At 50.5% G+C, this 25202-nt stretch carries 23 protein-coding genes; 6 read left to right on the top strand and 17 right to left on the bottom strand.

The window, feature by feature from the left end:
* Nucleotides 1-93: 93 nt before the first annotated feature.
* Nucleotides 94-729 (top strand): FMN-binding negative transcriptional regulator, encoded by a 636-nt coding sequence (locus tag BS640_RS10640; protein WP_084912537.1) that lies wholly within the window; start codon nucleotides 94-96, stop codon nucleotides 727-729.
* A gap of 324 nt (nucleotides 730-1053) precedes the next feature.
* A complete protein-coding gene (locus BS640_RS10635; RefSeq protein WP_084912536.1) occupies nucleotides 1054-1215 on the top strand; it encodes a con-10 family general stress protein in 162 nt (53 codons plus the stop codon).
* Nucleotides 1216-1762: 547 nt separating this feature from the next.
* On the opposite strand, the gene BS640_RS10630 is transcribed toward BS640_RS10635, so the two are convergent.
* The 6 genes from BS640_RS10630 to BS640_RS10605 form a co-directional block, all read right to left on the bottom strand.
* The gene (locus BS640_RS10630) at nucleotides 1763-2974 is read right to left on the bottom strand and encodes a CynX/NimT family MFS transporter (protein WP_084912535.1); all 1212 of its coding nucleotides are present in this window, start codon (nucleotides 2972-2974) and stop codon (nucleotides 1763-1765) included.
* Between the two features lie 169 nt (nucleotides 2975-3143).
* Entirely contained in the window at nucleotides 3144-3431 is a 288-nt protein-coding gene (gene ghoS, locus BS640_RS10625) for a type V toxin-antitoxin system endoribonuclease antitoxin GhoS (protein WP_017491764.1), read from the bottom strand.
* A 189-nt stretch (nucleotides 3432-3620) separates the two neighbouring features.
* Entirely contained in the window at nucleotides 3621-5210 is a 1590-nt protein-coding gene (locus tag BS640_RS10620; protein WP_017491765.1) for a dipeptide ABC transporter ATP-binding protein, read from the bottom strand.
* Nucleotides 5207-6046: an ABC transporter permease gene (locus tag BS640_RS10615; protein WP_084912534.1), complete on the bottom strand. Its 840-nt coding sequence runs from the start codon at nucleotides 6044-6046 to the stop codon at nucleotides 5207-5209. The genes BS640_RS10620 and BS640_RS10615 overlap by 4 nt, the downstream gene beginning before the upstream one ends.
* On the bottom strand, nucleotides 6043-7050 hold the full coding sequence (locus BS640_RS10610) for an ABC transporter permease (RefSeq protein WP_017491767.1): 1008 nt from the start codon (nucleotides 7048-7050) through the stop codon (nucleotides 6043-6045). The genes BS640_RS10615 and BS640_RS10610 overlap by 4 nt, the downstream gene beginning before the upstream one ends.
* 36 nt (nucleotides 7051-7086) lie before the next feature.
* Complete coding sequence (locus BS640_RS10605; protein ID WP_206600926.1) at nucleotides 7087-8703, bottom strand: ABC transporter substrate-binding protein; 1617 nt, start codon at nucleotides 8701-8703, stop codon at nucleotides 7087-7089.
* A gap of 333 nt (nucleotides 8704-9036) precedes the next feature.
* Here BS640_RS10605 and BS640_RS10600 point away from each other — a divergent pair, with 333 nt between their 5' ends.
* Both BS640_RS10600 and BS640_RS10595 read left to right on the top strand, forming a co-directional pair.
* A complete protein-coding gene (locus tag BS640_RS10600; RefSeq protein ID WP_084912532.1) occupies nucleotides 9037-10686 on the top strand; it encodes an inositol phosphate phosphatase SopB in 1650 nt (549 codons plus the stop codon).
* 14 nt (nucleotides 10687-10700) lie between these two features.
* On the top strand, nucleotides 10701-11054 hold the full coding sequence (locus BS640_RS10595) for a type III secretion system chaperone family protein (RefSeq protein ID WP_017491770.1): 354 nt from the start codon (nucleotides 10701-10703) through the stop codon (nucleotides 11052-11054).
* 276 nt (nucleotides 11055-11330) lie between these two features.
* On the opposite strand, the gene BS640_RS10590 is transcribed toward BS640_RS10595, so the two are convergent.
* The 7 genes from BS640_RS10590 to BS640_RS10565 form a co-directional block, all read right to left on the bottom strand.
* A complete protein-coding gene (locus BS640_RS10590) occupies nucleotides 11331-12278 on the bottom strand; it encodes an aliphatic sulfonate ABC transporter substrate-binding protein (RefSeq protein WP_017491771.1) in 948 nt (315 codons plus the stop codon).
* A gap of 91 nt (nucleotides 12279-12369) precedes the next feature.
* Nucleotides 12370-12522 (bottom strand): hypothetical protein, encoded by a 153-nt coding sequence (locus BS640_RS22060; protein ID WP_157388717.1) that lies wholly within the window; start codon nucleotides 12520-12522, stop codon nucleotides 12370-12372.
* Nucleotides 12523-12576: 54 nt separating this feature from the next.
* Nucleotides 12577-13902, bottom strand: a complete 1326-nt coding sequence (locus BS640_RS10585) for an NtaA/DmoA family FMN-dependent monooxygenase (protein ID WP_017491773.1) — start codon at nucleotides 13900-13902, stop codon at nucleotides 12577-12579.
* A 5-nt stretch (nucleotides 13903-13907) separates the two neighbouring features.
* On the bottom strand, nucleotides 13908-14726 hold the full coding sequence (locus BS640_RS10580; RefSeq protein WP_017491774.1) for an amino acid ABC transporter substrate-binding protein: 819 nt from the start codon (nucleotides 14724-14726) through the stop codon (nucleotides 13908-13910).
* A 15-nt stretch (nucleotides 14727-14741) separates the two neighbouring features.
* On the bottom strand, nucleotides 14742-15410 hold the full coding sequence (locus BS640_RS10575; protein WP_017491775.1) for an amino acid ABC transporter permease: 669 nt from the start codon (nucleotides 15408-15410) through the stop codon (nucleotides 14742-14744).
* Nucleotides 15411-15440: 30 nt separating this feature from the next.
* Nucleotides 15441-16172 (bottom strand): amino acid ABC transporter ATP-binding protein, encoded by a 732-nt coding sequence (locus tag BS640_RS10570; protein ID WP_026110514.1) that lies wholly within the window; start codon nucleotides 16170-16172, stop codon nucleotides 15441-15443.
* Nucleotides 16173-16336: 164 nt separating this feature from the next.
* Complete coding sequence (locus BS640_RS10565; RefSeq protein ID WP_084912531.1) at nucleotides 16337-18619, bottom strand: FdhF/YdeP family oxidoreductase; 2283 nt, start codon at nucleotides 18617-18619, stop codon at nucleotides 16337-16339.
* A gap of 315 nt (nucleotides 18620-18934) precedes the next feature.
* On the opposite strand from BS640_RS10565, the gene BS640_RS10560 reads away from it, so the two are divergent.
* Nucleotides 18935-19363 (top strand): GNAT family N-acetyltransferase, encoded by a 429-nt coding sequence (locus BS640_RS10560; RefSeq protein ID WP_084912530.1) that lies wholly within the window; start codon nucleotides 18935-18937, stop codon nucleotides 19361-19363.
* 161 nt (nucleotides 19364-19524) lie between these two features.
* On the opposite strand, the gene BS640_RS10555 is transcribed toward BS640_RS10560, so the two are convergent.
* From BS640_RS10555 to BS640_RS10545, 3 genes are all read right to left on the bottom strand, one after another.
* Nucleotides 19525-20127: a hypothetical protein gene (locus BS640_RS10555; protein ID WP_017491778.1), complete on the bottom strand. Its 603-nt coding sequence runs from the start codon at nucleotides 20125-20127 to the stop codon at nucleotides 19525-19527.
* Between the two features lie 314 nt (nucleotides 20128-20441).
* Nucleotides 20442-21242: a MetQ/NlpA family ABC transporter substrate-binding protein gene (locus tag BS640_RS10550; RefSeq protein ID WP_017491779.1), complete on the bottom strand. Its 801-nt coding sequence runs from the start codon at nucleotides 21240-21242 to the stop codon at nucleotides 20442-20444.
* A 258-nt stretch (nucleotides 21243-21500) separates the two neighbouring features.
* Nucleotides 21501-22340 (bottom strand): undecaprenyl-diphosphate phosphatase, encoded by an 840-nt coding sequence (locus tag BS640_RS10545; protein WP_017491780.1) that lies wholly within the window; start codon nucleotides 22338-22340, stop codon nucleotides 21501-21503.
* A gap of 363 nt (nucleotides 22341-22703) precedes the next feature.
* Between BS640_RS10545 and zinT the strand changes: the two genes are divergently transcribed.
* Nucleotides 22704-23351 (top strand): metal-binding protein ZinT, encoded by a 648-nt coding sequence (zinT, locus tag BS640_RS10540; protein WP_084912529.1) that lies wholly within the window; start codon nucleotides 22704-22706, stop codon nucleotides 23349-23351.
* A gap of 142 nt (nucleotides 23352-23493) precedes the next feature.
* Here the strand turns inward: zinT and BS640_RS10535 are convergent.
* Nucleotides 23494-25202, bottom strand: a 1709-nt coding sequence (locus BS640_RS10535) for a reprolysin-like metallopeptidase (protein ID WP_241528195.1), incomplete at its 5' end; no start/stop codon positions are given.

Here is a 25202-nt window from a genome sequence, read left to right as displayed (position 1 = left end):
GAAAGTGGACCTTAACAGTAAACCACTATCGCGATAATTTGTCGTGAATTCCGGCATCCTGCGCCTATTTTTTCTTTGATTGGGAGATAAAACATGTACGTTGCTGCACCTTATAAAGAGTCGAGAAGCGAATTTTTATATGAATTAATGGAAAAATATCCCTTGGGAACGATGATAACCTACGGCGATCCAGGGCTTGATGCAGTACATATTCCCTTCGAGATAGCCAAAAATGCGGCGTCAGGTGACAGCCTGCGCGCGCACGTCGCGCGTGCTAATCCGGTGTGGAAGAACGTCCCCAATGGCGCGGAAGTGCTGGTGGTATTCCAGGCCGGGGACGCCTATATTTCACCAAACTGGTATCCAGGCAAGCATAAAACTCATCGCGAGGTGCCGACCTGGAACTACCGTGCAGTACATGTTCGAGGGCATATTCACTTTCACCACGATGAGGCTTTCCTGCGCGAGATGCTGGCTAGCCTCACTGACAGGCAGGAATCAACGCAGTCCTCTCCGTGGCGGCTTGCCGATGCCCCCGCAGATTATATCGCCGCCATGCTAAAGGCGATTGTCGGCGTCGAGATAAAAATTACCGATATCACCGCCTCGATGAAGCTCGGACAGAACAAAAAATATGAAGACTTAAAAGGTGCGGGAGAGAATGTGCTCAAGACAGGAAATGAGGTAATAGGTCATGCCATGCTAAGTCATTTAAAAATAAAGGACTAACGGATAAGTTGCTACGTTTTTTTTAATAGTTTAAAAACAGAATAACTTATCAAAAAACACGCTAAGCTTTCATCTTTATTTTAATTTTTTGGTTATTTAAGAATATCTAAATATATCGATAAAATATTTAAAATTGTTTTTATTTTAAAATTAAAAGGTTGTGGGTTTTTTATAAAATAGTTTTGCGCAATTTTTGACATGAATGGGCGGTCAACTATTATTAACTCCGAGCATCGTGCTCTTAGATTGGGTCAATAACAGGATGTTACTCTGAAAAAGGAAGACCCTGTCATTATGATGGAACAAATCCGATAGGAGGATATTATGGCCGAACATCGTGGTGGATCAGGTACGGACGATCACAACAAAACTTCAGAAGCGGGCAAAAAAGGCGGTAAAAAAGGCGCAGGTAACTTCGCTGATGACCGTGAGCACGCAAGTGAAGCCGGTAAAAAAGGTGGCAAAAATAGTCACGGCGGGCACTAGTCCACGCAGCAATGGATGAAATGTTCTACGTGCAGGCTACCCGGCCCACGGTGAAAACCGTGGGCTAACCTGTATTCAAATGTTGTACCGAAATAACGCTATCCCGCCAAAATTGGCAGAAGGAATTGACGATTATGTGTAAAAAGAGCGACCTTGATAAAAATCAGGAAGATTTGAAGCGAGTTAAAGACAATCCTCAGCCTGACTACAAGAAAGACGATCCGCTTCGGGCTCCTGAACAGGAATATTAATCGACCGAGTCGAGGATTAGTATTTATTTCCCCCGCTGTAAATAGCCCATTAATCGCTTTAATGAATAAGCGGTTAATGGGCTGTTTATCCCATGCAGGTTAATTCTTACCACCAGAACTGGTCAATATAAATACCCGTCATTATGATTCCAGAAATAATCACCACTAGGCGAACTCAAAGCCTTTAGTCAGGGTATTAGACCAATACAGCCAGGCGTTTTGCTTTATGCTGTGCATTGCTCATCCTCTTTTATGGAGGCGATGAGCGTTTTATCGCGCTGCTCGCCGTTGGCGTATTATTCAATATGTTTTGCGCGACCGGCAAGTGGGGCGAGCACCATCTGTAGGGCACTCATCGCCAGCAAGACTGACAGCGGCAAAGTCCAGCTTTGACTGGCCTGATGCAGCATGCCAAAAAATAGCGGTCCCAGTGCGGCGATCCCGTAGCCTACGCACTGTGCCATTCCTGAAAGCTGAGCGGCCTGACGATGGTCGGTGGCGCGCAGATTGAACAGCGAAAGGCAGGTCACCATCGAGGCTCCGGCACCTAAACCGGCGATAACCAGCCAGATGAGCGCACAGGCAGGCAGCATCAGCAGCCCGGCAAGACCGATAAAAATAGCCAGAGAAGCGGTAAAGCCTATTAGCCGCTGGTCTTTCAGCTTTTTTAGCGCGCTCATGCAGGCAAGGTTGGCGAAAATTGATACTGCCTGATAGATAAACAGCTGCCAGCCGGCATTTTCCTGACTAAAGCCCTGCGACTGCGCGTAAGGGGTATACCAGTCAATCAGCGTGTAAAACACCATCGACTGGAGCGCCATAAACAGCGAAACCTGCCAGCCCAGCGCCGACCGCCAAGGAGATTTAAGGGGGGCAGATTTTGCCGGGCAAGCGACTGACTGACGTTGCTGACGGTGAGCGGTTTTTAGCAACGGCAACCAGGCAAATACCGCCACGAGGGCGGGAATGACCCACACGCCGACCGAAAGGTGCCAGCCTGCATCACTGATCTGTGCCAGGGGTACGGCAACGCCCGAGGCGATGCTGGCGGTAATCGCCATCGTCGAGGCATAGAGGCCAATATATTTGGCTGTGTGGTGTTTAAAGTCACGCTTAATAAGCGGGGGGAGCAGCACGTTTGCCGCCGCGATGCCTGAACTGAGCAGCAGGGTACCCAGCCATAAACCGGGTTCCCCTGCCGAGATACGCAGCAGGCTGCCGAGCATAATCAGACAGACGGCCACCCACAGGCTCTTTTCCAGTCCCGCACGGTTGCCCAGCATGGAGGCAATCGGGGCTATGAGGGCAAACAGCATCAGCGGAATAAAATTGAGCAACCCCGCTGCGGAGGCGCTCAGGCCAAACGCGGCGCGAATGTCTTCGAGTATTGGGCCTGTTGAGGTAATGGGTGCACGGAGATTTGCCGCGGTCAGCAGAATAATAAATAGAAAAAACAGGGAATTTGACGCTGTAGAAGCACGCGCAGAAGGCGTTTGGAGCTGAGCCATGACAATAATCACCACACAATAGGCAGCATAAGGCTGCGAAGAGTGCGTTGGTTAACGTTAACGCTTACGCAAAAGAGCAATGGCTCTGATGTCTGGCCGCGACTTTAGCAATATTTACAATCCCCTGCAACCGTCATGAAGAAGGGAGCGCAGCGCGCCCCTTTGATGGTTACGCTTTCCTCAAACCCCGTATTGCCCGGCCGGCTGATTTCGTCACCACCGCGCAGGCATTGTCCTTGACCCCGTTGGCGATGGTTATCACCTCATCGGCAATTTCACCTTCCTGCCTTGAGCTTCTGATGCTGAATTCGCCATCGGGAAGGAAATAGGTGGTGCCCGACTCGGCGGTCACCTGCCGCGCATAACCACTTTCCTCCATTTTCGCATGCAATTTTTCATATTGCGCCCAATCAGCTTCATGAAGCTGGACTCTGACGGTAAAGGTCGATCTCGCCATATTCACTCCTTTTAGTTGTTTGGCAATATCAAGATAGCACCAGTCTGTGAGTTAGGAATAATTTCAGGGGAAAACATCGCTAAAAAGGGTCAGTGCCAGCGTGGGAGAATTAACTATTTTCTGATTTTTTAAACAGGCGCACGACGCGAAGAGATGAGCGGTCCCTGGGGAGCAGGGAACCGCGCGTTTTCAGAAGGTTGGCAGCGAGTTGATAAGCTGTTGCGTCCACGGATGTGCAGGGCGATGGAAGACGTTATCAACGTGCCCGTGTTCGACCACTGAACCGTCTTTCATGACTACCACCCGGTCGGCCAGATGGTGCACCACGCCGAGGTCGTGAGAGATAAACAGCAGCGCCGTGCTGTGTTCTGCCTGCATTTCTGCCAGCAAGTCCAGCACCTGAGCCTGAACCGACACGTCGAGCGCGCTGACCGGTTCATCGGCAATCAGCAGTACCGGATTTGGCGCAAAGGCGCGGGCAATGGCGATACGCTGTCGCTGACCCCCAGAGAGTTCTCGGGGATAGCGGCTCAGGAAACTCCCGCCAAGCTGTACCTCTTCAAGCAGCTGCAAAATGCGTTTTTTACGCTCATCGCCATAGATCCCCACGCTGTCGAGACTCTCACCGATGATTTTTTCCACGTTATAACGCGGGTCGAAAGAGCTGAGCGGGTCTTGTGCAATAAGCTGGATCCCCTTGCGGCGCAGACGACGTTCAGACTCTGGTATCTGGCTCCAGCGCTGGCCCTGAATCGTGAGGGTTCCGGCACTCGGCTCGGTCAGGCCCAACACCATTCTGGCAACCGTGGTCTTGCCGGAACCGGATTCGCCGACAATACCCAGCGTTTCGCCCGCCGCCAGAGAAAAACTGACGTGATTAACCACGTTTTTGTTGCCGTAGTGCTTGTAGAGCCCGCTGGCTACCAATACGGGTTCACCGCTGGAGATATGCTTGACCGGCAACGCCTCGCCGCGCTGGCCGGACAGCCGCAGTCCTCGTGTGGCCGGACTCGGTACTGCGGCAAGCAGCTGCTGCGTGTAGGGGTGCTGCGGCGCGCGCAGCAGGCTCTCGCTTTCGCCTTCCTCGACCACTTCACCGTCTTTCATCACTAATATTCTGTCGGCTAACTGCCCCACGACCGACAGGTCATGGCTTATCAGCAGCAGGCTCTGTCCACTGTCGCGACGTTTTTGCAGCAGATCAAGAATCTGCTTTTGCACCGTCATGTCCAGGGCCGTGGTGGGTTCATCGGCAATCAACAGGCTCGGTTTCCCCGCGAGTGCGGTAGCAATCAGAGCTCTTTGGCGCAGCCCGCCCGAAAGCTGATGGGGATAGGTCGCGAGCCGCGTTTCGGCGTCCGGCATGCCGACCGATTTCAACAGCTGGATGGACTGCGCGCGAAGGTTACCGCGTTCGGCGTTCTGGCTGGCACTCAACGCGTCTTTGACCTGTTGACCAATCTTGCGCAGCGGGTCGAGCGACACCAGCGCGTCTTGCAGCACGTAGCCTATCTGTTGGCCGCGAATTTTGCGCCAGCGCCGCTGATTGGCGTTGAGCATGTCCTCGCCGTTAATCAAAAAGCGGTCGGCAGCGATACGTGCCTTGCCGTCCTGCAGGCCAATCAGGCTCCGCGCGGTCACAGTTTTTCCCGAACCCGACTCGCCGACGAAGGCAATTGACTCACCGTGTTTCAGCTGCAGGTTGAGGCCTTTGATTACCGTCTTGTCACCAAAGCGAATACTGAGGTTTTGAATATCGATAAAAAGCGCATCACTCATGGCTGTTTTCCTTCAAATTTGGCCTGCCAATAGCGTCCAAGGGTATTCACGGAGATAACCGTCAGCGTGATAGCCACGCCCGGCCACGCGCCTATCCACCAGGCATTGCGCAGATAATTTCGTCCTTCGGCCAGCATCAGCCCCCATTCGGCGGTCGGTGGCTGTGGCCCCATCCCTAAGAAACTCAGGCCTGCGGTACCGATAATGGCTGTACCCAGTCCCAGCGTTGCCAGAGCCGGCACGTGGGCAATCGCGTGCGGCAACACGTGGCGCCAGATGAGCACGTGGCGCTTAAGACCGAAGGTTTTAGCCTGTTCAACGTAGCCCGAGGACATCACCTGGAAGGTTTGCGCCCTAACCACGCGGGTAAAACGCGGTACCGAAGCGACGCCAAGCGCAAAGATAAGGTTGACGGTACCGGGCCCGGTAAAGGCAATCAGCATCAGTGCCAGCAGCAGGTCAGGAAATGCCGAAATCACATCAACGGCGCGGCTAATAAACTCGTCCAGCGGTCCTTTTGCCAGCCCGGCGAGCAGGCCGAGCAGGCTACCGATGCTGACGGCGATGGCCATCGCCGCCAGGCTAATCAGCAGGGAATAACGACTGCCGTAGATGATGCGGGTCAGTACGTCACGGCCCAATTGGTCGGTGCCCAGCCAGTGCTGCCAAGAAGAGGGCAACATCGCGTTGAGTGGGTCGGCGTTAAGCGGATCGTAGTGGCTGATATGTCCCGGAAACAGCACGGCGATAAACACCAGCAGCAGATAAAATGCCGCCAGCCCGTAACCGAGGGAATAACGGCGTTTGACGCCGGATGCGATAAATATTTGGCTCATGGCGTTTCCTCGGTCGAGACGGGCGCGTCGCGAAGGCGGGGGTCTATTAGCAGATAAAGAATATCGACCAAAGTGCTCATCACCACGTAAACAAAAGCCGAGAAAATGGCGACCGCGAGCACTACCGGCAGATCTTTGCCGAGCACCGCATCGACGGTAATTTTTCCAAGCCCCGGACGACCAAACACCTGTTCGGTAATCACGGCACCGCTCAGCAAGCCGCCAATTAACCAACCGGTCAGAGTGACGGCAGGCAGCGCCGCGTGGCGCAGCGCATGACGCAGGCGAATAGTGATATTGCCGATCCCCCAGGCGCGCAGCGTGAGGGCAAAGGGTTCGTCCAATGCGTCTTCCAGCCCGCGTCGAAGTACCTGGGCGATAACCGCGCCCTGTGCCAGCCCAAGCGAAAGCGCAGGCAATACCAGCGATGAAAAACCGCGATCGCCCGCGACAGGGAACCAGCGCAGCGTAAAGCTAAAGACAAACAGCAGCACGATCCCCAACCAGAATGAAGGGGTTGAAGCAAGCAGCAGCTCGACGGAACCGGCAATACGACGACCCCAGCGGCGATGAGCGGTTGCTACCGCCATGAGCACGGCAAAGACAACGCTAATTACTAAGGCAAGACCGGTCAGCTTCAGCGTCGGCCACAGCTGGTTGAGCACCAGCCCGGTGACGTCGGTATTGAGCAGATAGGAGCGGCCAAAATCGCCGTGCAGGATACGCCACAGATAGCTCAGATATTGACTATACAGGGGCTTATCCAGCCCCCATTCTGCGCGAATTGCCGCTTCAATTGCCGGCGTACGCACCTGTTCACCAATCAGCAGGCTGACGATATCCCCAGGGGCCAGGTACACGCTGATGAAAGACAGCGTCACCGCGGCCCACAGCACCAGTGCGCCGCTCAATATCCGCCTGACGATTCGGCCCAGCAGTAACGACGATCCGGAGGCTTTACGCCCGGTTCCCCGCTGTGAAGTGAAGGTGCTGTCAACTGACATGATGTAACTCCTCGCGCTTGTTCTGTTGATGACCGATTAATGCTTGCTCAGCCAGACGTCATAGGTGTTTTCCGGCATCTGCTTAAACGGGCGGAAACCCACGCCGTGAACGTAGGTCGCCGCCGCAATCTGGTCTTCCGGCTCATATAGCGGGACAGCCAGCGCCTGCTGCAAAATGGCGATATTCTGTAACTGGGCATAGAAGGCCTTGCGTTTGGCGGTGTCCTGCGTCTGCCATGCCCCCTTGAGCAGCGGAAGAATTTCGGGGGCATCGGTACGGCTATAGTTGATGGCTCCCCCGGCATTGATTGGCAGATAGTGGTTTTCAATATCGACGCCGTCGGTCGGGGTGTTGGAGTTGGCAATCGAGCCGAACTTACCGTTGTTACGCACTTCCGCGTAGGTGCCGGAGTCGACATAGCGAATCTTCAGATAAACGCCCAGCTTCTGTCGTGCCTGCGCCTGAAGCGCTTGCAGCAACACGTCACGTTGGTCGCGAACCGTGGCCTGAGATTGCACGATGTCTATGGTCAGCGGTTGGCCGTCTTTGGTGCGGATACCGTCGCTGCCCTTGGTGGACCAGCCTGCTTCATCCAGCAGTTTGTTGGCCAGCTGCGGATTGTTGCCGTATTTCCCTTCCAGGCTGCTGTCGTAGAAGGGATCGATAGGCGAGGTGATTCCCCATGTCCGGGTACGCTGTCCGCGATAAATCGATTGTAAAATTGGGCCGATATCGAGCCCTTGTACCAACGCCTGGCGCACCTTGAGCTCTTGTGTAGATCCATATTTAACGTTCAGGAACAGCGAGTAAGGAGTTCCGGTGTTAAGCGCATGCTGGTAGGTGTAATCCGGGTTATTTTTAAATTCACTGGCGTCATTGCCGGAAATGCCTTCGATGACGTCAACCTGACCCGACAGCAGTGCACCGGTACGAACCGATGACTCTGGCAGGAAACGATAGGTAACGCTGTTGAGATAAGCCGGGCCCTGATGCGCGGCGTTGGCGGACGCCCAGTGATAGTCTGGGTTGCGGACAAACTCGATCTGCTGACCCTTCTCATATTTTTTCAGAATGAACGGACCGGTGCCGATAATCTCGGTGCCACCGGCTTTCAGCTGTGCGGATTTCCATGATGAAGGTGAAATAAGCTTCAGGCTGGTGGCGAAAGACAGGAAAGGGCTATAAACGTCTTTCAGGGTCACGACAACGGTATGGTCATTCGGCGTCGCGATGTTGGCAATACGTGCGCCAAACACCGACAGCCCGGAGCCAGCGGTGTAAGCGGGGTCCTGAAGATGGCGGAAGTTCTCGGCAACGGCATTGGCGTCAAATTTCTCGCCGTTGGAGAACTTTACGTCGTCACGCAGGGTGAAGGTATAGGTTTTTCCGTCGTCAGACACGCTGTAGGCGGATGCCAGCCATGGAATATAGCTGCCGTCAGGTTTGCGGGCCAGTAAGGACTCGTAGGACGCGCGCAGCAGCAGCTCGGTTTTATCCTGACCATTAAGCTGCGGGTTAAGCGTGCTGGGTTCTGTTTCCACGCCCCAGGTCAAGTCCCCGCCTTTTTGCGGCTGTTCTGCGGCATGCAGAGGTTGGGCTGCGGAGATAATAAGCAAGGTGAGTGCAGACAGCGCGTGAATATTTTTAGACATTTTCATCGTTTTCCCATCGGAGTCATAATATTGAAGGCAATAGTGAAATCATTGAGCGCCCTCAGAAAGCATTGCGGAACGATTATTAAGGGAGGGGAAGTGCGATGTAAAATCACTTTAGTTGCTTAATAATGAAGGGAAATGACTTAGCCATAATCCCCGTATTTTGAGTCGTTATTTAGCCCTGTTTTTAGATGCCGACCTGATGTTCTAAATCCGTAATTTTCTGCTGAATTTCGATAGAAGCATTTCCCCCAGGCTTTATGATGATCCGTATTGATACCGTCGTCGCACTGATGCGACCGGCTCTTTTTATTACAAGGAAGTACCCTGATGTTGTCCTCAATCCACTTTCCTGTTCGTTCTTATAGCCTTGAGGCTCTACAGCCGGATGCGGGTGCAAAGTCAGCGACGCTGATGTTGGTGAAATATGAAAAATCACCGCCTAAGGATGAGCAAAAAGGACCAGAAAAAGCACCGGGGGGAGAGATACCTCAAGGTGCTGCCCGTTCATTTGGCGCATTAAAAGAAATAGAACAGGGCAAGCTGAATAGTGCGGAGTTTGTTATGGATAATTTAAAACTGGACAAGCGCGGTTTGTTATCTCTGCCCGTGCTGTTAAACACTTCGGATAATGCAGAAAGAGCCTCGACTAAGCAGGAAAGAAGTAGCATCAAGAAACTCAGTGGCCATTTAATTAAGCACATTGCCGTAAAGCACGCGAGTAAAAATAAAATTTCTCTAAAGGAATCGGTGAAAATTATTCGGCATCAGTTTGCGCAAGCTGGAACACAACTGCGCAATGACAAGGCGTGGAATACGCTTAATAATACGGTCTCACACAATCAATCTCATTACGCCTGCACGCTGGTGCCCGCGTCGAATATGAAATTAGGCGCCGATGATATCTTTGTGCAAAGTTATGCGGGAAAAGGCGTCTGTAGCTCATCGACCTCCGAGGCGAAGCACGCGGTCAATCTCTGGTCTTCCGAAATCTCGGTCCCCGACAAAGAGGGAAAGCCGGTGACGTTGTTCAAAGGGCTGCGGCACGCCATTCTTTCCCCTTTCGGGATGAAAAAATCCGATCCTACGCGTCAGGCCGGGGCACTCGCGCGGGCAAAAGAGGTCGCAACGGCGGCCCTTTACGCTAAACCTGAGTTACTGAAAAGTGCACTGGCGGGGCAAACGGTGCCTCTGCAAATTGTCTCCACCGCGTTGGTGACGGCGACGAAGATAATACACGAAGACACTATGCTGGATGACCAAATGAATGCCTGGCAGGCGTTAAGTAAAACGTCACCGGTCAGTCTTTCCATTCGCGGGGAAAATGGCAAGCTGCAGGAAGTAAAAGTCAATCTGGGGGTGGCGGCGTTCAACTTCGGCGTTAACGAGTTAGCCCTCAAGTTTGGTATGGGCTGGTCTGCATCAGATAAACACAATGCTAAGGCGCTTGAGCAGTTGATAGGCGGTAATGCAAAAACCGGTGCGCCGCCGGGCGGCATGGTGGGCGCGTACCTTAAAAGCAATCCTGCAAATGCCGCAAAAGTGCTTGAACTGACCCAGCAGCTTCAGCAGATCATGGCCAATAACGCGCACCATCGTGATAGCGGTGAACCTTATAAAGCGCCGCAGCGTATCGCGATGCTGGCGTATGAAATTGGTGCCGTACCCTGCTGGAACTGCAAGAGCGGTAAGGACAGAACCGGTATGCTGGACGCTGAAATAAAACGCGAGGCGATAAGCCATCATCAGGGACAACCGTTGAGTCAACCGGGAAAACCTCTCGACGCGAATAACAAAAAGATCTTTCAGCAGGTGCTGATCGGTGGCGGTAATCATGAGATTCAGGCGCAGAACACCAGCGCCTCGGGCAATAAAGTGTTAAAAAACATCCCGCTCAGCGCTATCAATTTGTCCTACGATGCGCGAGTCGGTGACCACCAGGTTTGGAAAGAGACCCAAGGCCTGTCAAAACTCGTTTAAGGGTGATACCGAAGATGCTAAATATTATATACCGTCTTTATGACGCGCTTGGGCTGGAGATTGACGGCGACGACCCGGCTTTGGTGATTGATAACGATCTGACCGTGTATTTTAACGAGTCGGGTGAAACGCTGGAAATGTGTTGCCCGGTGGGCGCGCTTCCTACGGACGTGGCAATCCTGCATCGTGCACTCCAGTTAAATTATGCCAGCCCGGTGACATTAGCGGCGGATGAGGAAAATACGCTGCTGTTGGCCCTGATGCGTTTCCCGGAAGAGTCAGCTGCCGCAGAGGTTGAATCGGGTTTGCATCAGCTGGTGGCAGTCACTCGTAAGATGCGCCAACACTTGCTCCCGGCAGCTTATTAGGTGGGCGAGGCAATATCGCTAATCTCGCTATTCAAAGCTCAAAATATTGTTTTATCTCTGCGCATTTCTGCGGTTAACTCTTTTTGGCAGCGGTACTGACACCCTCAGTAGCCTTAGAGAGTCACCTTAAAATCATTAACGTTCAGATAATGACATGACGATAGCAATTATTGAGGGTTCAAAAGTAAGGATATTCGTGTCTTTATTTTGAATCCTTTTTTATTGCCGCCATTTCACGCCCCTGTCAGCGTAAAAGGGAGGCGGGAGCAAAAGGGACTAACGCGTAATATCAATCACGTGTGCATCAATATCAGGGATTTGTTTGATAAGCCCCTGTTTAAGATACCACTGTGCGATATTGCGGATATGCTGCTTCTCGATGTCGCCTATCGGCGTGACGGGCACGGTATTAACCTCGCCCAGTCCGTCACCCAATCCTTTTCCAATCGGCCCCATCTGCTGCGCCCAAATTGCGCCTGCCTCGTGAGGATGCGCTTTTGCCCAGGCATTCTGCTGCTGCAATACGGCATAAACCGTTTTAATGACCTGCGGATGCTGCTGATAAAAGGCCTGGCTGACGAAATACCCGGCGGCGTTTTCCGATCCTAAATTATGTCCGTTGATCAGCAATCGCCCCTGATAGTCCTTGCGCGCCAGCGTCAGGTACGGGTCCCAGATTGCCCAGGCATCGACGTGTCCTCCCACGAAGGCGGTGCCGGTATCTGCCGGGCTGAGATACTCCTTCTGCACTGCGTTCTCCGGGATGCCCGCCGTTTGCAGCGCGCGCGAGAGCAGATATTCCCCGGTGCCGCCTTTATTGACCGCCACCTTTTTTCCTTTCAGGTCCTGGATTGTCTTAATCGGCGAGTCATCGCGAACCACAATCCCTTCACCGTCTGCGGGCATGGCCTGGTAGGCGAAGAACATGAGAGGTGAACCGGCGGCTATGGCGGTCACAAAGGCGGTAGAGCTGCCGGTCGTCACGTCGAGTGCACCTGCATTCAAGGCCTCATAGGCGGGAGCCGCCGCTGCAAAGGGGCCAAGCCATTTAACTTTTACATGCTCTTTGGCGAGCGCACGGTCGAGGCTGCCGTTTTCTTTAGCCAGCGCGAGATCGGTAGGGCCGCGCAGATAGGCGATGCGCAGCTGGAGGTCTTCAGCCTGCGCGGACACGGAGGTCGCCAGCAGCGCCGCTAACAGGGCTTTTTTAAACAGTGCTTTCACAGGTTGTCCTTAGTGAAAATAGATAATTTTTTCTAAAAAATCCGCCTTAAACAGATCGGTGGCCTCAATCTGCTGTTCCTTGAGCAATACGTCATCCGCGAGCGTAATCCCAGGATCTGGCATTCAGCGCGCTGAGCAGATGTTGGCGGCTCACCGAGTCAGGGATATTTTTATACAGAATTTCTGTCGCCTGTGCGATATGAGAAGCTCTCCACAGGTCATTCTCCTGTAAGGCTTTTTGCATTAATGACGCCGGTTCCATAAACCGTGGAGCGCGGCAGCTTTGGCACACGGGTTATTATCGATTTACCCGAGGCGTAGGACGCTCAAGCCCTAAGTGTCCGCGCAGGGTATCGGCGGTGTATTCTCTGCGAAACACGCCTCTTTCCTGAAGCAGGGGAACCACTTTGCTGAAGAACGCGTCCGACGCGGCGGGCACAAACGGCGGCATGATGACAAAGCCGTCTACCGCCCGTTCGCGGTACCAGGTCGTCATACGCTCGGCCAGAGAATCGGCGGTGCCTGCAACAATAAAACCCGAGCGCGCGACCCATTTGGCGAAATCTCGCAGCGTCATGCCATTATTGCGGGCGTGATTAAGCATCGGTTCAAAGCGTTCACGGCGACCAAGCAGGGCGGCGATGTCCGGCACCAAATCGTCGAGATGATGCTGGCCCCAGTCATAGTTCATGGTGTTTGACAAGTGAGTGAGCGTGGCAAGGGGATGATGCAGCTGGGTCAGCTCGGCCAGAATCTCATCCGCTTCCTTCTGGGTATCGCCTACGATGGGCTGTAAACCCGGTAATACCTTCAGGCTGTCTGCGGCGCGTCCGTGTTCAACTACTCGTGACTTAAGGTCGGCATAGTATTTCTGGGCAGAGGCAAGGTCGGATTTCTCGGCGGCAAAGATGGCGTCTGCCTCGCGTGCGGCAAGGGCGGTAAATGGCCCCGACCCGCCTGCCTGAATGGTCACCGGATGCCCCTGCGGCGAGCGTGGTACGTTAAGCGGACCTTTCACCTTGAACCAGTCGTTATCAATATCGGCATAGCGAATACGGGACCCGTCTGCATACACGCCACTTTTTCGATCGGCGAGGATGGCATTATCGTCCCAGGTATCCCACAGCGTGCGGACGGCGTGAATGAAGGCTTCGGCCTTGAGATAGCGTTGCTCGTGGCTCAGCAGCGTTTGCCCAAAATTGCGCGCCTCGGCGTCACTGGTTGAGGTCACCACGTTCCAGGCCGCGCGACCGCCCGTTAAGTGGTCCAGCGTGGCCAAGGTTCTTGCGGCGGCAAACGGCTGAATAAAGGAGCTGGATACCGTGCCCGCCAGGCCAATTTTCTCCGTCACCGCGCCAAGCGCAGACAGCACGGAAAATGGCTCTGGCCGCTCGGTAATACGGTACTGCACCGCATCGTTAAAACTGTCGTTGTAGATATCGTCAATCGACAGTTTGTCAGCCATAAATACCATATCAAACTTGGCGGCCTCGGCCTTGAGGGTCAAGGCCTTAAGTACCGACCATTCTGAGGCGGCCGGAACGGGATTCGCTGCGGGAATACGCCAGCCGGAATAGTGGCAGCCGGTAGGGTCGAGAAACAGCGCGAGATGCATTGAAGACATGAGGATTATCCTTTTACCGGCGTCACAGTCTGGGTTGATGGAGTAGCGGTAGGGTTAATACTCAAGTCGGTGTCAAACCACTTCTCGGATATCTTCTTTAACGTACCGTCAGCGCGCAGCTGCTCGAGTGCGAGATTGACCTTTTTACGCAAGTCTTCACCGCGCGCGTTCTTTTTGAAAGGCAATGCCACCTGTTTCACACCAAAGGGCGCACCCACCACCTTGAGCGGCAAATGCTTGTGCTTGATTTGCCCGAGTAAAATCACCTGTCCGGACACGTAAGCGTCAACCTTACCCTGTGCAACGGCGTTGAAAATCACGTCTTGCCCCTCGAAGGTCACCAGATTTATCTGGTTTTGCGGATCAAACTCTTTCAATACTTTGGCATAATTGGATCCGAGATCGGCGGCAACAGTTCTGCCTTTCATGTCCTCAAGCCCGTGGATGCTCTGGTTATTTTTGCTGACCGCCAACTGCGCTGCGCTGTAATAATACGGCACGCTAAAGTCATATTTCTGACGACGCTCTGGGGTATCGGCAAAGTTGCCCACGGTGTCTACCTTGCCGGTCTCAAGTGAACCGAGCACGCCGACCCAGTCAGAAGTGACCCACTGAATTTTATAGTGAATCTTATCGGCGACGGCGTTGAGAATATCAACGCTAAAGCCTTTCGCGATCCCATTCTCGATAAAGTAATGCGGGTATCCGTCTGGCGAGGTGCCTACACGCAGCACGGGTGGGTCATCGGCCTGGCCGGAGGACTTATCGCATCCGTTCAGCGTCAGGATCGAGCAGGCAAGCAGCGCCAGTGTTAACAGCCTCATGGTGGGTCCCTTTTATTAGTTGACGTAAGGTTTATTAATTTGTTTTTCGAGACGACGCTGTAATTCGCTAAGAATAATGGTCAATCCCCAGTAGATAAGGCCGACTGCAAAATAGGCCTCGAAGTATTTAAGTGATTCGGTGGCGGCAAGCTTTCCTGCAGCCAGCAGTTCGCTTACGCCTAAGGTGAAGGCCAGCGAGGAGTTCTTGATCAAGCCAATATAGACGTTGCCGGTGGCGGGAATGGCGTTACGGCAGGCCTGAGGTAACAAGATGCGCCATGAGGCTTGGAATAGGCTAAGGCCTGAGGCAAGCGACGCTTCAAGCTGACCTTTATCAACGGAATCAATCGCGGCACGGAAAATTTCGGCCAGATAAGCGGAAGTATTCAGGCTAAGCCCGAGGATCACCGCATTCATCGCGCTCATGGAGTTAAGGGCGGGAAATATCTGCGGTAAGCCAAAATAGATAATTAACAACTGCACTAACACCGGAGTACCGCGAAAGAAGGAGATATACAGATGTGCAAAGCCTGCGGCACCTTTACCCGCGCGCAGTAGCAGGGCAAAAATGATCCCCAACGCGGTGGCGAGTAAAATAGACAGTAAGGAAATAAGCAGGGTAACGGGAAGATAGCTGAGGATATGGGGAATAATGCTCAGCATATATTTGACGTCAAAATTCATGGTGTGGCGTTCCGTTGGCGAAGAATAAAGTCATGCGAAGTCATGCAGGAAAGTGCGGGTACGATTCTCGAGCGGTGCGCTGAGTATCTGGCTCGGCTTGCCCTGTTCGATAATCTTTCCTTGCTCCATAAAGAAGATGCGGTCAGACACGTCGCGCGCAAAACTCATCTCGTGGGTCACAATCATCATGGTTAGATTTTTGTCTGCCAGACCAGCAATCAGGTTAAGAATTTCGCGTCGCATTTCCGGGTCAAGAGAAGAGGTTGGCTCGTCAAACAGAATCACCTGAGGATTGACGCTCAACGCTCTGGCAATGCCAACGCGCTGTTGCTGCCCGCCGGAGAGCGTAGAAGGGTAGGCATCGGCCTTGTGGGCCAGTCCCACCTGTGAGAGCAACGCCATGCCACGCTCGCGTGCCTGAGACTTAGGCAGACGCTGGGTACAAATCAACACTTCGGTGATGTTCTCCAGCGCGGTCTTATTTTTAAACAGGTTGTAGTGTTGAAATACCATCGAGGTCTGACGACGGAAGTCGGCAATTTGACGGTGATGCAGTGCGTCGGCATTTATTTGCTGGCCGCCAATCTGAATAATTCCGCTGTCTGGTTTTACCAACAGATTTAATGAACGCAGAAGCGTCGATTTACCGGATCCGGAAGGCCCAATAACAGATACCACTTCGCTGCGCTTAATGGTGAAATTAACGTCTGACAGTGCGGCGAATTGATGAAAACTTTTGTTAAGCCCGCTGACATTAATCATGACATCGCCCATGATTTCTCCAATGAATTAACGTTTGCTAATCAAAGGATTATTATCTGCTCACGCATTAACTACAAATGCTTAAAATGGCTATTGTTATGTGGATTCTAATAAAAAAGGGGGAGAAAATGCCGCCAAGTAGCGGCATTTTGATGAGGAGGAAATTAAGCGGTAACCGCGTGTTTAACGACTCTGACAGGTAAGGACTTATAGGAAGGCGTGCCGCTTTCCTTATCGATATAGTCAAGCGGGATCAATACATTGGCCTCAGGATAATAGGCCCCCACTGAACCTTCCGAGATGTTATAGGCGATCACCGTAATGTTCTCCAGACGCAGCTTACTGCCTTGTACTGCGGTTTCGATATCCACCAGGTCACCGTGCTCCAGCCCGCGCTTCTCAAGGTCGGTGTCGCTCATAAACAGAATATCGCGACGGCCAAACACGCCGCGATAACGGTCGTCGAGCGCATATATCGTGGTGTTGTATTGGTCATGACTGCGTAGGGTAATCATGCGCAACACGTCTTCTCCTTCAACGACCAGATCTTCGGTAACGCCGTCGAACACCGAGAATATCGCCTTGCCGGTCGGGGTAGGCCATTTACGCTCGGTAGGCGGCAGCGGCATACGGAATCCACCGGGGATAGCTATCCGCTCATTGTATTTATCAAAGCCCGGAATAGTTTTCTCAATCAGGTCTCGAATTATGCTGTAGTCGGCAACCAGCTCCATCCAAGGCACCTTGGTATGAGGGATTGTTGCCTTCGCCATACGACCGACGATATCCGGCTCAGAAAGTAAAAACTCTGAAGCGGGTTTCAACTTACCCGAGGAGGCATGGACCATTGACATCGAGTCCTCGACGGTAATCGCCTGGCGACCACTGGCCTGTAGGTCCAATTCGGTACGACCCAAGCAGGGGAACACATAGGTTTCCTTAGCAACCAGAAGATGCGAGCGGTTGAGTTTGGTTCCCACGTGAACGCTCAGGTCTAAGGCTTTCATTGCCGGGAAACATTTCTCAGGATCCGGCAACGCGACAGCAAAGTTACCGCCCAGACAAATCAGTGCTTTGGATCTACCCTCGGCCATGGCTTCCATCGCTTTTACTGCGTCGTGACCATGCTCTTTCGGCGGCACAAAGCCAAACACCTTCTCGAGATTTTCCAGGAAGGCGGCCGACGGTTTTTCAGTAATGCCGACCGTACGGTTTCCCTGCACGTTCGAATGCCCGCGCAGAGGGCATATCCCCGCACCCGGTTTACCGAAGTTACCGCGTAACAACAGAAGATCGGCAATCAGGCGAACGTTGGCGGTCCCTTTGTTGTGCTGAGTCACGCCCATGCCGTAAGTGACGATCGTGGCCTTTGATTTGGCATAGAGCGTGGCAACCTGTGTAAGACTTTCGCGTGTCAGGCCGGACTCTTTCTCGATATCATCCCAGGATGTTGAGGCCATATCTGCGGCAAACACCTCGAATCCCTGGGTATGTTCGGCAATAAAATCGTTGTCCAGCAGGTTACCCTCAGAAGCGTTCAGCTCGAGCAGTGCTTTCATGATGCCTTTCAGCGCGGCTGCGTCACCGCCCGCTTTTACCTGATAGTAGGTCGAAGCAATGTTGGTGGAGGTGTAGGTTGCCATCTCGATGACGTTCTGTGGATCGGCAAAACGCTCCAGGGCGCGCTCACGCAGCGGATTAAAGACTATGATAGGGACGTTGCGGCGCGCAACTTCGTGCAGCGTCCCCATCATACGGGGATGGTTGGTGCCGGGGTTGTGGCCAATGGAGATAATGAGCTCGGTGTCATCGAAATCGTCCAGTGAAACGGTCCCTTTACCGATACCAATAGACTGCGGCAGGCCGACGCTGGTGGCCTCATGACACATGTTGGAACAGTCGGGGAAGTTGTTGGTGCCAAACTCGCGGGCAAACAGCTGGAACAAATACGCGGCTTCATTTGAGGCGCGGCCGGAAGTATAGAATTCAACTTCATCGGGCGAGTCAACGTTTTGCAAGATTTCTGCAATGCGGCTAAAGGCGGTTTCCCATTCAACCGGCTGTAGCGTATCCGTTTCCTTATTATAAACCAGCGGGTGGGTTAATCGTCCGTAGCCCTCAAGCTCGAAGTCTGATTTCTGCAGTAGCGAGGTCACGTTGTTTGCCGCCAAAAATTCTGGCGTGACGCGTTTGCTGGTGGCCTCCCAGGTGACCGCCTTGGCGCCGTTTTCACAGAACTGGAAGGTCGAGTTTTTTTCTTTGTCTGGCCATGCGCAGCCGGGGCAGTCGAATCCGTCCGGCTGGTTGGTGCGCAGCAAGGTTGCTGGCGCGGTCAGGTTATCCATCTGAGTGCGGACCGCAATCGCCGTGGCTTTCAGTGCACCCCAACCGCCCGCCGGGCCGTCATAGGGGTGAACGCCGGGAACCGAACGTCTTTGTTTAGTCATGAAAACTCCTGGGCAGGATAAGCATTGAGGGATTGCGTAAAATCACCCCGTAAAAGATAAGTGTAATCAGTGCCAGAGAAGTTATGTTTGATTGATGTTAGAATTTTGTAAGTTTTTTTTAATGATTCTATTCAGGGAGTTAAAAGAGCAAGGGGAATGCTCATTCACTCATTTTTCATTGAGACTGAAACCGAGGATGAAAAGGGTAACGATCTCAGGAGCCAATAATAAGCTAGCCTGACAAATGTCGGCACGCTTGCCATAATGATCAGACTGTTATAGGAAGGTTATTCGAAATAGGGTGAGGGTGCTGATATGGATTTTAAAATGGCAGAGCAGGAGGACGGAGAGCGGCTTGCTGAAATACGGGCAGCAGCAATGAGGCCTAGCCTGGAAGCCGTCGGGCGGTTTGATGAACAACGAGTCAGAAACCGTTTTCTTGATACATTCTTGCCGATGAACACCTTCAAAATTGAAAGTCAGGGCAGTCTAGCGGGATTCTTTGTCATCACGGATAAAATGGACCATCTCTATTTGGATCATTTGTACATTCATCCTGATTATCAAAATCATCAACTGGGCAGAGCGGCTATCGAACAGGTCATCAAGACGGCAAGAGAGCGCACATTGCCTCTGCGGTTGGGTGCATTACGTGGAAGTCGGTCTAACCGGTTCTACATCAATCATGGGTTTATCAAAACGCATGAGGATGAATTCGATATTTATTATGAACTTAGGGCATAAGATGAAGGCTCCTTGATGGAGCCTCTTTTATAACCTTTAATTAGTTACAACATTCAATAGCCCTTAAATAAAGCGATGAAACTTCACCTACGGTATTCGTACTTAGCGTAGGATCTGTACTTAATAATGAAAAGCTTGATAGCGATTAGAGGTGATTACCCTTAGTATTCTCGTAATAAGGAAAAAGAGGAAAATTCACCACGCTTTCTCTGGGACATTTTTTCTTCAGGAATTTCATAAACTGCAAAATCGCCGGCTTTTCTTTGCATACCCGGCAGCATATTTCGTTTCATATGTTGATCATCAGACGTATCAACGTCTCCATTGGGCAGTATTGTTACCTGACCTCCCGGGCCTCTGTAGTGCACGAAATCACTTCTGACCAGATAAGTATTGCCATCCATTCCGTCCATTGGAACCTTAACTGCGCTGGATGTTACTCTAATTTTCACCTTTTCATGGCTCTTGTTGCCGGTTAAATGATTAATAATATCTGATTCAAACGGCGTATATTTTGCCTCTATGAGGCGGGTCTCCCCTGAAACATATTGCTTATTGAGACCAGAAGAGTCCCTATAGGAAAAACCATATTGCCAAGGTAGGGAGGGTGTATGTTCCTTTGCGGCATATACAGTGCAGGGCTGCAAAACGGTATTGGCTATATTCAACATTTTTCTGGCAAAATTTGACTGATTCACATTTCCATCTGGAACAGCATTTCTGCATACCAAAAGAGAAAGCTGCCTGACTACCTCTAAAAACATATGTTCTCCCTCATTAAACATTTAATTAACCAGGGCAAATTTATGTCAGATCACGTTGAGAAATCTATTCATTTGCGCTCGAATTAAACCTTCAATCCTGTATTGAATAAATTTTTCATAGCGGAAGCCTTACGAGGCTCAACCTCACCAGAAAATGAACCGTAATAGGGCGTTTAGCGGCAACGCTCAGTAAAATCTGTGCCTCATAGAGGCCAGGATTTTTCAGAATTCACGTAGCGACGCCTGTTTTATAGGCAAAAAAATCCGGTAGCAGAGCCAAAGCCCTGACTACCGGATGATGCATCAAGGCGTCATTACCAGGCCTTGATGGCATCGCCTTTATACACTTCTTCGGCTTTTTCCGCGACTTCTGGAGTCTGGAAAGCTTCTTTCAGTTCCTGCATTTTTTTGCTGTCTTTGTTGTCTTCACGAGAAACCAGTGCGTTGACATATGGAGACGCCGCGTCTTCCATAAACAGGCCGTTACGGCGTGGAGACAGACCCACCTGTGAGGAGAAGTTGGTGTTGATGATAGACAGAGTGACGTTAGGATCGTCCAGAGTACGCGTCAGCTGCGGCGTATCCACCTCAACAATATTCAGTTTTTTCGGATTGTCGATGATGTCCAGCGTCGTTGGCAAGTAGCCTACGCCAGCTTTCAGCTTGATTAAACCTTGTGCCTGGAGCAGCAGCAGGCTGCGGCCCAGCGTAGTCGCTTCGTTAGAGATAGTCACCGTTGCGCCATCCGGCAGGTCTTTAACGTTTTTAATTTTCTTCGAGTAAGCCGCAATCGGGAAAATAAAGGTTTTGGTCAGGATAGCGAAGTGATAGCCGCGCTCTTTAGACTGCGCTTCGAGATAAGGCAGGCTTTGGAAGGCGTTGGCATCAACGTCCTTGCTGTTCAGAGATTCGTTCGGCAGAACATAGTCGTTGAAAGGAATGACCTCAACGTCAAGATTATATTTCTCTTTGGCAACTTTCTGCACTTCCTGCCAAATTGCCTGATCGGGACCGGTATTGATGGCAACTTTTACTTTATTATCATCACCTTGTTTACAAGCGGACAGCATCAAGACAGAGGTGGCGATCAGAGCGGACAACAGCAATTTCTTCATAAATACGCTTCTCTTAATAATTAAAACTTATAAAACAATATTACGGCGACATTACTATACAGAGGTTGCCAAGGCGTTAGCCATTGATATGTAGTGAAATCTCTTCATCATGGCGAAATAGTCAACACAAACTATTGTAAACAAGCCATAGGATAAGCTTATGAAAAAAAGGAATAAGGGCAGGGTGAACAGAGTTTCCTGACAGGCTCCCGTAAAGGGAGCCAGGATGATGAGTTTTAAGCAGTGCAGCAGAGATTGTTAACCAATCCAGAGAACAACGCAGGCGGCAAAAATACAGTAACCCCCAAAAAGATGCCATTTACCGTGCTCAAGCCAGCCCGCAAGCCAGCGCAGTGCCAGTAAACCAGCAATAAAGCTGAAAACCATTCCCAACAAACTTGGCAAGAGGATTGAAGACAGGGTCAATGAAGCATGAGTTGCGGCATTATCGTGGAACACACGGACGACTTCTTTAATGATAACAACTGGCGTCAAAACAACGGCCAAGGCAAAGCTGAACTCTTCAGCCGTTTTACGCGCAACACCGAGGGATAATGCGGTGGAAATTGTTGCGCCTGAGCGTGAGAACCCACGGAAAGGCAGGCAAAGACCTTGAACGATACCAATGGTTAACGATTGAAAAGGGGAAAGGTTTGTGGCATGACTTTCTTTGATTCTTGAAGAGACAATGATCAGTATGCCTGCAGCCACAAGCCCCGAAGCAATCAGCTTGCTGTTGCTAAACAATGATTCGATTTCAAAGGTAGAAGCATTGCCGGCGTAAAACACCTTGATGATATGCTGCAACGTCAGCCCTACAACACCGGTCATCATAGTAGCCAGAATGATGTGCAGGGCGTTACGTTTAAAGGCGGCGCCAGAGCTAAAGTACGTATCGCGCCAGGATTTCCAGAAATGAACGATAACGGCGAACATGGTACCCGTGTGTAGCATAACCAACAGCAACGTCATGTCAGGCGCGCTGGGATCAAGCCCCAGAATTTTCTCTGCCATAATGACGTGAGCCGAACTGGATACGGGCAACAGTTCGGCTAGCCCCTGAATGACTGCCAAAATCAGTATGTTCAAAAATGTCATATTTTCTCCGGGTTAAATAATCCCATCAGTTAACACTCAGGTTAAACACGTGGTCGAGATGGCCATACTGAATCCACCCATCACTGCGCCCGTGCCGAGAATAACTATAGTCCTTAGTTGTTGTATTTTTAATGTTTATATAAAGCGCTAAATCGAAGAGAGGGTTTTGTTTAACCTTTGTTTATTTTTTATAAAGCCACGCTGACTTCGTCCTAACACAATAATATGAAAGAAAAATGACGGGCGGTTAACAACGGCGTTTCTGGTAGCGTGTTAGAAGAAGTAGGGCACGTAGAGTTGAATAAAACTTATTGTTACGTTATAACATAACTACATTACAAAGTTGATAAGGATTCAGTCTTCGTGGTTAAATTTCAAAAAGTTGCAGTATTTCTGGGAATGCTCATCGCAAGTGGTCATGCTTTTGCTCACGGCAATCATTCACACGGTGCGCCCATGACAGCGGGGGAAGAGCAAGCGGCTATGGGTATTTTTAAAGATAAAAATGTGAAAGACAGAGTACTTAAGGATTGGGATGGGCTGTGGCAATCCGTTTATCCGTATCTGCTAAGCGGGGAACTTGACCCAGTTTTCCAAAAGAAGGCCGAACAGGATAAGGGTAAAACGCCTGCAGAAGTTAAGGCCTATTACCGCAAAGGCTATGCGACCCACGTTGATACCATTGGCATTGAGGACGGCGTTATAGAGTTTCATCGCGGTAAACAGGTTGCGTCCTGTAAATATGATTATGCCGGGCACAAGATTTTAACTTACCCATCCGGTAAGAAAGGTGTGCGCTATCTGTTTGAATGCCACGACGCTACCAGCAAGGCACCCAAATACGTTCAGTTCAGCGATCACATTATTGCACCGCGTCGCTCCAGTCATTTCCATATGTTCATCGGAAATATTTCACAGCAGGCGCTTCTGGAAGAGATGGACAACTGGCCGACTTATTACCGCCTTAATTTGGATGCAGCACAGATTGTCGACGAAATGCTGCATCACTAAATAAGCAAAGGTAAGCAACATATCCGCTAAGGATAAATATTAATCTCCAGCAGTACCCGATATTGACTGCTGGAGATTAATTCGCCCCTGGTGAGGCAAGGTTATCTTTTCTTTCTGATTATCGTATTACCCTCAAAAAGAGTTATTGATTTGTACTGATGGCTAATTCAACGATTAGGTCATTTTTTTTATTTAATGGTAACCATAATTTATTACGGTAGCCGCTACCATTAATAATTTCAATATCACCACTTTCTTTCATTTCGCCTGCACGTAAATAGCTTGATTTCTTATTGTTAATTACCTCTGCCAGTTTACTGGGCCATCCATAACTGTTTAAATCAGCACCCTGATTTGTGAAGGTAAATTGCTCGACAACCTTGCCGGTTGACTTACTTTTAACTATCGCCGTTGCCGTTGAGTGAGCGGGAAGGCCATCACCACCGCTAATATTACTGGTGTCTGACCACTTCACACCATTATATAGAGCATATGTTTTGCGATTCACTTCAAGATGATAGGCATCTTTCTTACCAAGGTTCAACCATATGCTGTTTCGATAACCAGAACCAACAACAGGTGATATTCTCCCTTTGAGAAACTCTCCAGCCCTAATGATCTCTGCTGGGAAAAAGTCATTCACTGCGATAGAGACCTCATAAGGCCAGCTATATTCCCCCGGATTACTGATTACTTTATCAAGCACTAATTTTTCATTTTTGTTTATATCTTTCAGGACAACTTCAAAAAATTGACGAGGGGGTAAAATTCCTGTGTTAAGGGGATGTTTATTTTCCCAGTCAGGAAAGTTGTTAGCGACAATAAAGCGTCTTTCATTGATCAGGCGCACTGCATCATTACTGCTCACTGTACCTATAGGGTCGCCATTAAATTTCAACTGTGGGTTCGAGAAGAAATTGATTGCTGTACCACCCGTTGTACGTTTTGACATAATAGTACTAAATTTACCTGCAACACGATAACCATTAGCATAGGCAGTTATGCCTTGTTCTTTTTCACCATGATTAAGTCCAAAATTATGGCCGATTTCATGCGCTAGTGTATTATTGGATATTGCCTGATTAGCACTGACCACGCTATGCATTCCGGACCTATAAGCCAGCCCTCCGCCGAGTTCGGATATTAAAACAATCAGATCTGCCTGGGTTTCTTTTTGCTTTTGAGCTATTCCAGCACCCAAGGGCGTGTTTTTATTTTTCATATTAGAAAGCAGACTATTCATGTTAGTCTCAGTTACATTAGTGTCAAGCGTGCCTGCCACATCAAATCTAGCTAATGAATTACTTCTTACGTGACTTGAATTTAATGAGGTATTTAATGTGCTTGCATACAATTCAGGACTATTGCCAAATTTATAGCGCGACTGATTGGTATAAGCATACAACACTCTTATTTTGGCGATCTCATTACTGGATTGCTCATCGTGCTCCCATAAACCGGGCTCAACGCTATCATCTTGGATATAGTCAAATTCATTTTCATCACCGCCCGCCGTCTCGATTCTTACCAGCGCATGTAACTCTTCTGATATCGGATGAATTTCATAAGCTGAATGATCACTTAATTTAACAAAACCACTTACTTTGTTATTTTTTATAGAAAAAACCGCAGTTCTTTTATCATCCACAGAATGACCTTGCCATACCTTGATGTCGTCACTCTCTTCTTTTAATGTGCTTCTATTAATTTCTATAGTCTGATGCTGATTATCGTTGTTGAACAAGAAGGATGTCGCGCCGTTAAGGAGAACGTCTTTATTTATTTTAATCAATTGAACGCTTTGGTCTTTGCCTTTAAATTCATGCAATAGATTATTACTATACGTAGGGT

It is taken from the genome of Rouxiella badensis (genome assembly GCF_002093665.1).
In the GTDB taxonomy this organism is placed as follows: Bacteria; Pseudomonadota; Gammaproteobacteria; order Enterobacterales; family Enterobacteriaceae; genus Rouxiella; species Rouxiella badensis.
Note: the sequence above shows the minus strand (reverse complement) of the source record. Positions and strands in the feature narration are given on the sequence as shown.

What these genes read in the sequence shown, in the direction of transcription:
- BS640_RS10570 (WP_026110514.1), bottom strand. Translation starts at nt 16,172, where the DNA reads ATGATTAATGTCAGCGGGCTTAACAAAAGTTTTCATCAATTCGCCGCA.
- BS640_RS10605 (WP_206600926.1), bottom strand. Translation starts at nt 8,703, where the DNA reads ATGTCTAAAAATATTCACGCGCTGTCTGCACTCACCTTGCTTATTATC.
- BS640_RS10595 (WP_017491770.1), top strand. Translation starts at nt 10,701, where the DNA reads ATGCTAAATATTATATACCGTCTTTATGACGCGCTTGGGCTGGAGATT.
- BS640_RS10640 (WP_084912537.1), top strand. Translation starts at nt 94, where the DNA reads ATGTACGTTGCTGCACCTTATAAAGAGTCGAGAAGCGAATTTTTATAT.
- BS640_RS10550 (WP_017491779.1), bottom strand. Translation starts at nt 21,242, where the DNA reads ATGAAGAAATTGCTGTTGTCCGCTCTGATCGCCACCTCTGTCTTGATG.
- BS640_RS22060 (WP_157388717.1), bottom strand. Translation starts at nt 12,522, where the DNA reads ATGCAAAAAGCCTTACAGGAGAATGACCTGTGGAGAGCTTCTCATATC.
- BS640_RS10575 (WP_017491775.1), bottom strand. Translation starts at nt 15,410, where the DNA reads ATGAATTTTGACGTCAAATATATGCTGAGCATTATTCCCCATATCCTC.
- BS640_RS10565 (WP_084912531.1), bottom strand. Translation starts at nt 18,619, where the DNA reads ATGACTAAACAAAGACGTTCGGTTCCCGGCGTTCACCCCTATGACGGC.
- BS640_RS10560 (WP_084912530.1), top strand. Translation starts at nt 18,935, where the DNA reads ATGGATTTTAAAATGGCAGAGCAGGAGGACGGAGAGCGGCTTGCTGAA.
- BS640_RS10555 (WP_017491778.1), bottom strand. Translation starts at nt 20,127, where the DNA reads ATGTTTTTAGAGGTAGTCAGGCAGCTTTCTCTTTTGGTATGCAGAAAT.
- BS640_RS10635 (WP_084912536.1), top strand. Translation starts at nt 1,054, where the DNA reads ATGGCCGAACATCGTGGTGGATCAGGTACGGACGATCACAACAAAACT.
- BS640_RS10585 (WP_017491773.1), bottom strand. Translation starts at nt 13,902, where the DNA reads ATGTCTTCAATGCATCTCGCGCTGTTTCTCGACCCTACCGGCTGCCAC.
- BS640_RS10620 (WP_017491765.1), bottom strand. Translation starts at nt 5,210, where the DNA reads ATGAGTGATGCGCTTTTTATCGATATTCAAAACCTCAGTATTCGCTTT.
- BS640_RS10630 (WP_084912535.1), bottom strand. Translation starts at nt 2,974, where the DNA reads ATGGCTCAGCTCCAAACGCCTTCTGCGCGTGCTTCTACAGCGTCAAAT.
- BS640_RS10615 (WP_084912534.1), bottom strand. Translation starts at nt 6,046, where the DNA reads ATGAGCCAAATATTTATCGCATCCGGCGTCAAACGCCGTTATTCCCTC.
- BS640_RS10545 (WP_017491780.1), bottom strand. Translation starts at nt 22,340, where the DNA reads ATGACATTTTTGAACATACTGATTTTGGCAGTCATTCAGGGGCTAGCC.
- BS640_RS10600 (WP_084912532.1), top strand. Translation starts at nt 9,037, where the DNA reads ATGTTGTCCTCAATCCACTTTCCTGTTCGTTCTTATAGCCTTGAGGCT.
- BS640_RS10580 (WP_017491774.1), bottom strand. Translation starts at nt 14,726, where the DNA reads ATGAGGCTGTTAACACTGGCGCTGCTTGCCTGCTCGATCCTGACGCTG.
- BS640_RS10610 (WP_017491767.1), bottom strand. Translation starts at nt 7,050, where the DNA reads ATGTCAGTTGACAGCACCTTCACTTCACAGCGGGGAACCGGGCGTAAA.
- ghoS (WP_017491764.1), bottom strand. Translation starts at nt 3,431, where the DNA reads ATGGCGAGATCGACCTTTACCGTCAGAGTCCAGCTTCATGAAGCTGAT.